Origin of the sequence: Lysinibacillus parviboronicapiens (assembly GCF_003049605.2) — a bacterium.
GTDB lineage: Bacteria > Bacillota > Bacilli > Bacillales_A > Planococcaceae > Lysinibacillus > Lysinibacillus parviboronicapiens.
This window is the reverse complement of the sequence record NZ_CP073713.1, coordinates 4,814,214-4,822,805: the sequence shown is the minus strand read 5'-3', so window position 1 is coordinate 4,822,805 and position 8,592 is coordinate 4,814,214. Positions and strand designations below refer to the sequence as shown.

8 protein-coding genes are annotated in these 8,592 nt (G+C 37.6%); all 8 read left to right on the top strand.

What is annotated here, in order from left to right:
* Window positions 1–586 precede the first annotated feature (586 nt).
* Entirely contained in the window at window positions 587–721 is a 135-nt protein-coding gene (gene rpmH, locus C9J31_RS23450; RefSeq protein ID WP_004233310.1) for a 50S ribosomal protein L34, read from the top strand.
* A gap of 100 nt (window positions 722–821) precedes the next feature.
* Window positions 822–1,166: a ribonuclease P protein component gene (gene rnpA / locus C9J31_RS23445; protein WP_107925937.1), complete on the top strand. Its 345-nt coding sequence runs from the start codon at window positions 822–824 to the stop codon at window positions 1,164–1,166.
* A 251-nt stretch (window positions 1,167–1,417) separates the two neighbouring features.
* Window positions 1,418–2,188, top strand: a complete 771-nt coding sequence (yidC, locus tag C9J31_RS23440) for a membrane protein insertase YidC (RefSeq protein WP_107951480.1) — start codon at window positions 1,418–1,420, stop codon at window positions 2,186–2,188.
* Window positions 2,185–3,000 (top strand): RNA-binding cell elongation regulator Jag/EloR, encoded by an 816-nt coding sequence (gene jag / locus C9J31_RS23435; protein ID WP_107925941.1) that lies wholly within the window; start codon window positions 2,185–2,187, stop codon window positions 2,998–3,000. The genes yidC and jag overlap by 4 nt, the downstream gene beginning before the upstream one ends.
* Window positions 3,001–3,323: 323 nt before the next feature.
* Window positions 3,324–4,709 (top strand): tRNA uridine-5-carboxymethylaminomethyl(34) synthesis GTPase MnmE, encoded by a 1,386-nt coding sequence (gene mnmE, locus C9J31_RS23430; protein ID WP_107951479.1) that lies wholly within the window; start codon window positions 3,324–3,326, stop codon window positions 4,707–4,709.
* A gap of 27 nt (window positions 4,710–4,736) precedes the next feature.
* The gene (gene mnmG / locus C9J31_RS23425) at window positions 4,737–6,632 is read left to right on the top strand and encodes a tRNA uridine-5-carboxymethylaminomethyl(34) synthesis enzyme MnmG (RefSeq protein ID WP_107925945.1); all 1,896 of its coding nucleotides are present in this window, start codon (window positions 4,737–4,739) and stop codon (window positions 6,630–6,632) included.
* A gap of 75 nt (window positions 6,633–6,707) precedes the next feature.
* Window positions 6,708–7,424 carry a 16S rRNA (guanine(527)-N(7))-methyltransferase RsmG gene (rsmG, locus tag C9J31_RS23420; RefSeq protein WP_107925947.1) on the top strand — a complete coding sequence of 239 codons (717 nt, stop codon included), beginning with the start codon at window positions 6,708–6,710 and terminating at the stop codon, window positions 7,422–7,424.
* A gap of 179 nt (window positions 7,425–7,603) precedes the next feature.
* On the top strand, window positions 7,604–8,503 hold the full coding sequence (noc, locus tag C9J31_RS23415) for a nucleoid occlusion protein (RefSeq protein WP_107925949.1): 900 nt from the start codon (window positions 7,604–7,606) through the stop codon (window positions 8,501–8,503).
* Window positions 8,504–8,592 lie beyond the last annotated feature (89 nt).

The following is an 8,592-nucleotide window of genomic DNA, read 5'->3' as shown; positions in this document are numbered from 1 at the left end:
GCTGCTATTCTCCTTTACAGTTCAATACATATACAGCAATAAAAAAAATATAGTGCATTTATGTGTTAAGTAAATACGTTCATTTTACGACTAGTCCACAAAATCACAAGCTGTGGATAAAACTTAACCAAAGGCTGTGATAAAAATTATCCACAGCATATCAACAGTTGTGGATAAAAGAATAGTTCGTTTCAGTTTTCAACAAAGTGAAGCACAGTTATCGTATCAGAAAAACAAAGCTATTTCAATAGTTTGCGAAACTTATCCACACAACCTTTGTTTATGCACTTTTGAGTTGTCCACAAGCACTGCTTATGTGAAAAAGCTGTAGATAACACTTGTGGATAAAAAAACATGCAAAAAATACTATACACAAGTCTGTGTAAAAAAGACAAGTCTTCTGTGGATAATTATCATCAAGGAAAATAAGAATCAAGAATTAAAGTTATTTTTTTAAAATCAGCGGTTCACTTTAATTGTTGAAAGAAATTTATGAAATACATTGACAAAATAGCTGATTACTATATATAATATGCAGGTCTGTATGTTGAAAAATTCAACTTTCATTCAGGAGGTGTCTATATACATGAAACGTACTTACCAACCAAAAAAGCGTAAGCACAGTAAAGTTCACGGTTTCCGCGCACGCATGAGCACGAAAAACGGCCGTAAAGTTCTTGCTGCTCGCCGTCGTAAAGGCAGAAAAGTTTTATCAGCATAAAATAAGTCCACTGAGCCACATCAGTGGTCTTTTTTTTCTTTATTTTTGGTAAACCTAAAAATAGAGATCGAAGGATATTATTTAGTAGCAGGTGAAAGTAATGAAAAAACGCCAAAGAGTGAAAAAGAATGAAGATTTTCAAAAGGTGTTTAAAAAGGGGAAGTCTTTCGCTAATCGTCAGTTTGTCGTTTACTTTTTACCAAAAGAGGGACAAACGGAGTTTCGTATAGGCTTATCAGTAAGTAAAAAGCTTGGTAATGCGGTAACACGCAACCAAATTAAGCGTTATATTCGACAAAGCATTCATGAAGTAAAAGATGAGCTCAAGCCGAATATGGACTATGTTATTATCGCCAGACATCCGGCGGCCACTATGGATTTTCATGAAGTGAAACAAAGTTTGCAGCATGTACTACGAATCGCTAAAGTTTTAAAAAAGGCATAGTACATTCGCAAATAAAGTGGCGACAAAGCGCACTTATGTATAAAGTTCCACTGTAACGAATGTGAATTTAGTAACTTTCCTTACTGAATGGGCATATTAAGTTGGAACATTTAGTAGAGTGAAAGCTTATTTGCATGATAAAATAATTGTTAACTTTATTCAAAAGCGAGAGAATGTGTTGAGTAAAGAAGAAGGAAAGAAGAACGTAGATAGATTTAAGAAAATTGAATAGGTTTGTAGGGGGAAGACGGTTGAAAAAACAACTTTGGGTAATTTTGTCGCTAGTATCAGTAGCTCTGCTGCTATCTGGTTGTACAGAATTTAATGAGCCAATCTCCAAAGATAGTGAGGGCTTCTGGAATGAATTCATCGTTTGGCCGTTAGTTTCAGCGATTAAGTACTTTGCTGACTTACTCGGTACGTATGCATGGGGGATTATTGCAGTAACAATTATTATTCGTTTAGCTATTCTTCCATTAATGATTAAACAAACAAAGAGTTCTAAAAAAATGCAAGAACTTCAGCCAAAAATGAAGGAATTGCAAAAGAAGTACGCTTCTAAGGATGCACAAACACAGAAACAATACCAACAAGAAATGATGAAGCTAATGAGTGAATCAGGAGCCAATCCAATTGCTGGATGTTTACCTGCATTTATTCAAATGCCAATTCTAATTGGTTTCTATCATGCGATTAGTCGTATGAATGCTACATCTGCTTTTGATTTAGGAAACTTCTTTATGTTCCCACTAGCAGATCCAGCACCAGTACTAGCAATTATTGCTGGTCTAATGCAATTTATCGTGTTACGTACGGGCCCAGCAATGGACAACCCTCAAATGAAAATGATGATGTACATTATGCCATTCATGATTATTGGTTTCGGTATGGCGTTACCAGCGGCATTATCATTGTACTGGGTAATCGGAAACATTATCTCGATTCTCCAAAACCTTTTTATTTACAAACCTTGGCAAAAGGATAAAACACAACCTGCTCAAAATGGAGGGGCTAAAAAGTGAAACAACTTACGCAAATAGGCGCAACAACACAAGAAGCGATCTCATTGGCGTTACAGAAACTTGGCAAAACCCGTGAACAAGTAGATGTTGAAGTTTTACAAGAAGGCAAAAAAGGATTTTTAGGTTTTGGTGCACGATCTGCTGAAGTTCGTGTGACAGTAAAAGAACAGCAAGTTCGACCAACTACTGAAACAGTAAAAGTAGTTGAGGAACTGCATACGGCTAAGGAACTAACAGCCGAAGCAACAGTAGTAGATGATGTTGAAACAGTAAGTTCACAAGTTTCTGAACAACCAATTGAAATCGAAGCTGTCCAGCAAGTCGTAGTAGAGGAAAGTGCAGAGGAAGAAGAGAACTCTGATAACCCAATTGAAGAAGCCAAAGCATATTTAGTAAATATTGCTAAACAATTGGACATTCAAGATCTTGAAATTGAAACAACACGTGAAGGTAAATATGTATTATTTCAGCTGAAAAGTGAAAAGGCAGCACTGCTTATTGGAAAACGAGGACAAACTTTAAATTCATTGCAGCAATTAACGCAACTTGTGTTAAATAAAAGTGCGAAGCAGTTCTTAATGGTGAAATTAGACGTAGAAAACTACCGTGAGCGTCGCCAAGTAGCGCTAGAGCAATTGGCAGATCGTATGGCTGATAAGGCACTTCGTTCGAATCAACGTGTGGCATTCGAACCGATGCAGTCATATGAAAGAAAGATTATTCATAATCAATTGGCTAATCGCCTTGATATTGAAACATACTCAGAGGGAACAGAGCCAAATCGTTATTTAGTCATTGAACCTGTTAAGTAACGGTCAGGATTCCACCCACTAAAAAACGTACAGACAAAAGATAATAATCTAGGTCATTTTATCATGATGATAAAATGACCTTTTTTCTGTGGATAAGCGCTTTTTTTGCTAGCAACTGTTGAGTTCACAAGTGTCTAAACGCAAAAGATTTTGTCGATATTTGTTTAAACTACAGTGAAGCAATTTTTTTAACGTAATTGTTGTCCACAATTGGAAACTATCCTTACTTTAGTTTTTTTTTTAAATATGTTAGTCTAAGGTGTTAGAAAGTTTCGGTCGGTTATGTTTATCCACATGTGGATAACGTTAAGGAGGTAATGTAGATGGAGTTCGATACAATTGCTGCAATATCCACACCGATGGGTGAAGGTGCTATTGCAATTGTTCGCTTGAGTGGGGACGAAGCAATAGCAATTGCAGATAAAATATTCAAATCACCTGGTGGTCAAAGTTTAACAGCGAAAGCTTCACATACAATTCATTATGGGCACTTAGTAGAGCCAAAAACAAATGAGGTAGTAGAGGAAGTCATGCTGTCGTTAATGCGAGGACCGAAAACATTTACGCGGGAAGACGTAATAGAAATCAATTGTCATGGCGGGCTTGTGTCTGTTAATCGCGTATTGAAACTAGTGTTAACAAATGGTGCAAGGCTGGCAGAGCCAGGTGAATTTACGAAAAGAGCATTTTTAAATGGACGTATTGATTTATCACAGGCGGAAGCGGTGATGGATTTAATTCGTGCGAAGACGGATCGTGCCATGAATGTAGCTCTTGGCCAAATGGATGGGAAACTATCTCGTCTTATCGGTGATTTACGCCAAGCATTGCTAGAGACATTGGCGCAAGTAGAGGTTAATATAGATTATCCAGAGTATGATGATGTAGAAGAAATGACGGTACCTGTATTACTTGAAAAATGCACATGGGTACGAAATGAAATCATTCAACTGCTACAAACATCCTCTCAGGGCAAAATTTTACGAGAAGGCTTGTCGACAGTTATTTTAGGTCGCCCAAATGTCGGGAAATCTTCACTTTTGAATAGTTTAGTCCAAGAAAATAAAGCGATTGTGACAGATATTGCAGGGACAACTCGTGATATTATAGAAGAGTACGTGAATGTACGTGGTGTTCCACTTCGTTTAGTCGATACTGCTGGTATTCGAGAGACGGAAGATATTGTTGAGCGAATCGGTGTGGAACGTTCTCGTGAAGCGTTACGTGGCGCAGATTTAATTTTATTGGTATTAAACTACTCAGATGAATTAACGGTTGAGGATGAGCGTCTTTTCGAGACAATTGAGGCGATGGATTATATTGTCGTTGTAAATAAAACAGATTTATCGCAAAAAATCGATTTAGCTCGCGTTAAAGAGTTAGCCGGCAAGCATCGTATCGTGACTACCTCTCTTTTACAAGAAGAAGGCGTCATAGAGCTCGAAGAAGCAATTGCGGCATTATTCTTTGAAGGGCAAATAGAAGCGGGAGATTTAACATATGTATCAAATGCACGTCATATTGCTTTACTTCACCAAGCACAAGCTACCGTAGAGGATGCACTAGCGGCTGCACAAGCTGGGGTACCAGTTGATATGGTGCAAATAGATGTAACAAGAACTTGGGAAATACTTGGTGAAATTATTGGCGATACGGTTCAAGAAAGCCTAATTAATCAGCTATTTTCACAATTTTGTTTAGGGAAATAATTCTACTAGAGAAGGGAAGATACGAGCATGCCAACACAATACGAGGCAGGCACGTTTGATGTAATTGTAATTGGTGCAGGCCATGCAGGCTCAGAAGCTGCTTATGCTGCTGCCAAAATGGGTGCCAACACACTGATGCTAACAATCAATTTAGATATGATTGCCTTTATGCCATGTAATCCATCAATTGGTGGTCCTGCTAAAGGAATCGTCGTCCGTGAAATTGATGCACTTGGTGGCGTCATGGGAAAAGTTATCGATAAAACGCATATACAAATGCGCATGCTAAATACAGGAAAAGGTCCTGCTGTACGTGCATTACGTGCACAAGCAGACAAAGTATTGTACCAACATGAGATGAAACGTGTATTAGAAGAAAATGAAAATTTAACAATTCACCAAGCAATGGTGGAGGAACTGATTGTAGAAGAAGGCGAAGTAAAAGGGGTAATCACTCAAATCGGCGCCATTTATCGTGCTAAAACAGTTGTTGTCACTACAGGCACATTCTTACGTGGTGAAATTATTATCGGAGATGTGAAGTATTCAAGTGGTCCAAATAACCAACAGCCATCAATTGGCTTAGCAGATAATTTAAAAGATCTAGGTTTTGAGCTTGTGCGCTTTAAAACCGGTACACCTCCACGCGTGAACAATCGAACAATTGATTATTCTAAAACAGAGATGCAACCAGGAGACGATGTACCACGTGCATTTAGCTTTGAAACTACTGAATTCATCATGGATCAACTACCGTGTTGGCTAACTTATACAAGTTTGCAAACGCATGAAATTATTGAGGCCAATTTACATCTTTCACCGATGTACTCAGGCATGATTAAGGGCACAGGTCCACGTTATTGCCCGTCAATTGAAGACAAAGTTGTGCGATTTAATGATAAGCCGCGCCATCAAATTTTCTTAGAGCCAGAAGGTCGCAATACTCGTGAAGTGTATGTACAGGGATTATCAACAAGCTTACCTGAGCATGTACAAAAACGTTTAGTACAATCTATTCCTGGTTTAGAAAAAGCAGAAATGATGCGTGCAGGCTATGCAATTGAGTATGATGCAATTGTGCCAACACAATTATGGCCAACATTAGAAACAAAACGCATTAAAGGCTTGTATACAGCTGGTCAAATTAACGGAACATCAGGTTATGAAGAAGCTGCTGCACAAGGTTTAATGGCAGGGATGAATGCCGCTGCAAATGTACTTGGTAAAGAAGAATTGATTTTAAGCCGTTCAGATGCTTATATTGGGGTACTAATCGATGACCTAGTTACAAAAGGGACAAATGAGCCGTACCGTTTACTGACATCTCGCGCTGAATATCGTCTGCTACTTCGCCATGATAATGCTGATTTACGTTTAATGGAGAGAGCATACAAGATTGGGATGCTTTCTGAAGACCGTTTTTCAAAATTCACGGAGAAAAAGGAACTTATTGAAAATGAAATAGCCCGTCTTCGTGAAGTCATTATTAAACCAAATGAAGCAACACAATCTGCCATCCGCTCTGTCGGTGGTAGCGAACTTAAAGATGGCATTCGGGGAGCAGATCTGTTAAAACGTCCTGAAATGCATTATGATTTAATTTCTTCTTTAATACCAGCTGATATTGAATTTACGGATGAAGTGAAGGAACAAGTTGAAATTCAGTTAAAATATGAAGGTTATATTGAAAAGGCATTGCAACAAGTTGAAAAGCTTCATAAAATGGAGAATAAAAAAATCCCTGAAAATATTGATTATGATGCAATTTCGGGTCTAGCTACTGAAGCACGACAAAAATTAAAACAAGTAACGCCACTTTCTCTTGCACAAGCATCACGTATTTCTGGCGTAAATCCAGCAGATATTTCAATTTTACTAGTTTATATTGAACAAGGTAAAATTGCGCGTGTAAGCGGCGAATAATAGAGCAACAGTAAAGTGAATAAGAGGCGGGCATACCTTTGTGCCCGCTTCCTATTTTTAAAAAGGAGACTTTACATGAACGAACAACAATTTATTGAGGCATTAAAGGAGAAGGGCATCGAACTTTCTGACAAGCAAATCGCGCAATTTAAGAAATATTTTGAACTGCTTGTAGAGTGGAATGAGAAGATGAACTTAACGGCTATTACGGATATAGAGGGCGTTTATTTAAAACATTTCTACGATTCGATTAGTGCCTCATTTTATTTTGATTTTACACAAGTAACAACTGTATGTGATGTTGGTGCAGGTGCTGGCTTCCCAAGCATTCCGATTAAAATCTGTTTCCCACATTTACATGTAACGATTGTAGATTCTTTAAATAAACGAATAACATTTTTAAATCATTTGAGCGATGAATTACAATTAGAGCATATGCACTTTGTCCATGCTCGTGCAGAAGAATTTGGACAAAATGTAAAATATCGTGAGCAATTTGATGTTGTCACAGCTCGCGCAGTAGCACGTTTGTCAGTATTGTCCGAGCTATGTGTACCATTAGCAAAACAAGGTGGCTATTTTGTTGCTTTAAAGGCCGCAGCAGGCGCAGAAGAATTGAAAGATGCCAAAAAAGCATTGGCTACATTTGGCGTAACACTAAGAGAAGAATTTTCTTTCCTTCTACCTGTTGAAGAAAGTGAACGAACTTTATATATATTTGATAAAATAAAAGGAACACCGAAAAAATATCCGCGTAAACCAGGTGTACCAAATAAAACACCAATTCAATAATTAGTGTTTCATGTGAAACTTCTCAAGATGGAAAATAATTTTTCTGTTTTGAGCATACATACTAGTTAGGGATGGTTCACGCAAATGACATCTATGAACTATATACATTTTAGGAAATATAATAAATAATAATAGAATGACACAGAGCAAGATAGTTACTTAAAGGTGGTGCCACTTGGATGAAAAGTCCTTTTTCACGTTTTTTTGGAGGCGGAAATAAAGCAGAGCCTATTGTGAAAAATGAAGTAGAACAAGCAGAGGCGGTTCATGCTGCAGAAGAGGTCATTAAGCTTCCAATCGATCAAATTGTGCCAAACCGTTTTCAGCCACGTACTATTTTTGATGATGAAAAAATTGAAGAATTATCAAGAACCATTCATACACATGGTGTAATTCAACCAATTGTTGTACGTAGTACAGCAGAGAATCAATATGAAATCATTGCTGGTGAGCGTCGTTATCGAGCAATGAAAAAGCTACAATGGACAGAAGTTCCCGCGATTGTACGAAACTTAAGTGATAAGGAGACAGCTTCCATTGCGTTAATTGAAAATCTTCAACGTGAAGAGTTAACTGCAATTGAAGAAGCCGTAGCCTATCAAAAATTATTAGAGCTTCATGAGCTTACACAAGAAGCACTAGCCCAACGACTTGGAAAAGGACAATCCACGGTAGCCAATAAATTACGTTTATTAAAGCTTCCTGAAGAAGTGCAACAAGCTATTTTGAAGCGCAGCATTTCAGAAAGACATGCACGTGCATTAATTGCTATTAAAGATCAGCCGCGACAATTAGAAATTTTACAGCAAACGCTTGACAATGATTGGAATGTTCGTCAGTTAGAAGAACATATTCATATGTTATTATTCCCTGAGGCAGTGGAACAGGAAGAAACAACTCCGAAAAAGGCTAAGCCAAAGAGAAAGGCTATTAGTAAAGATGTTCGCATTGCCTTAAATACCATCAAGCAATCGTTATCTATGGTGACGAAAAGTGGTATAACTGTAAATACTGAAGAAGAAGATACAGAGGATTATTACCAAATTACAGTAAAAATTCCTAAAAAGAAAAAGTCTTAATTGATTACCTTGAAATTATCTTAGAAAAACATTTTTCTGGAGCTACATGCTTTTTATAGGGGAGACATCTTAGTAATATTTCTAAGATG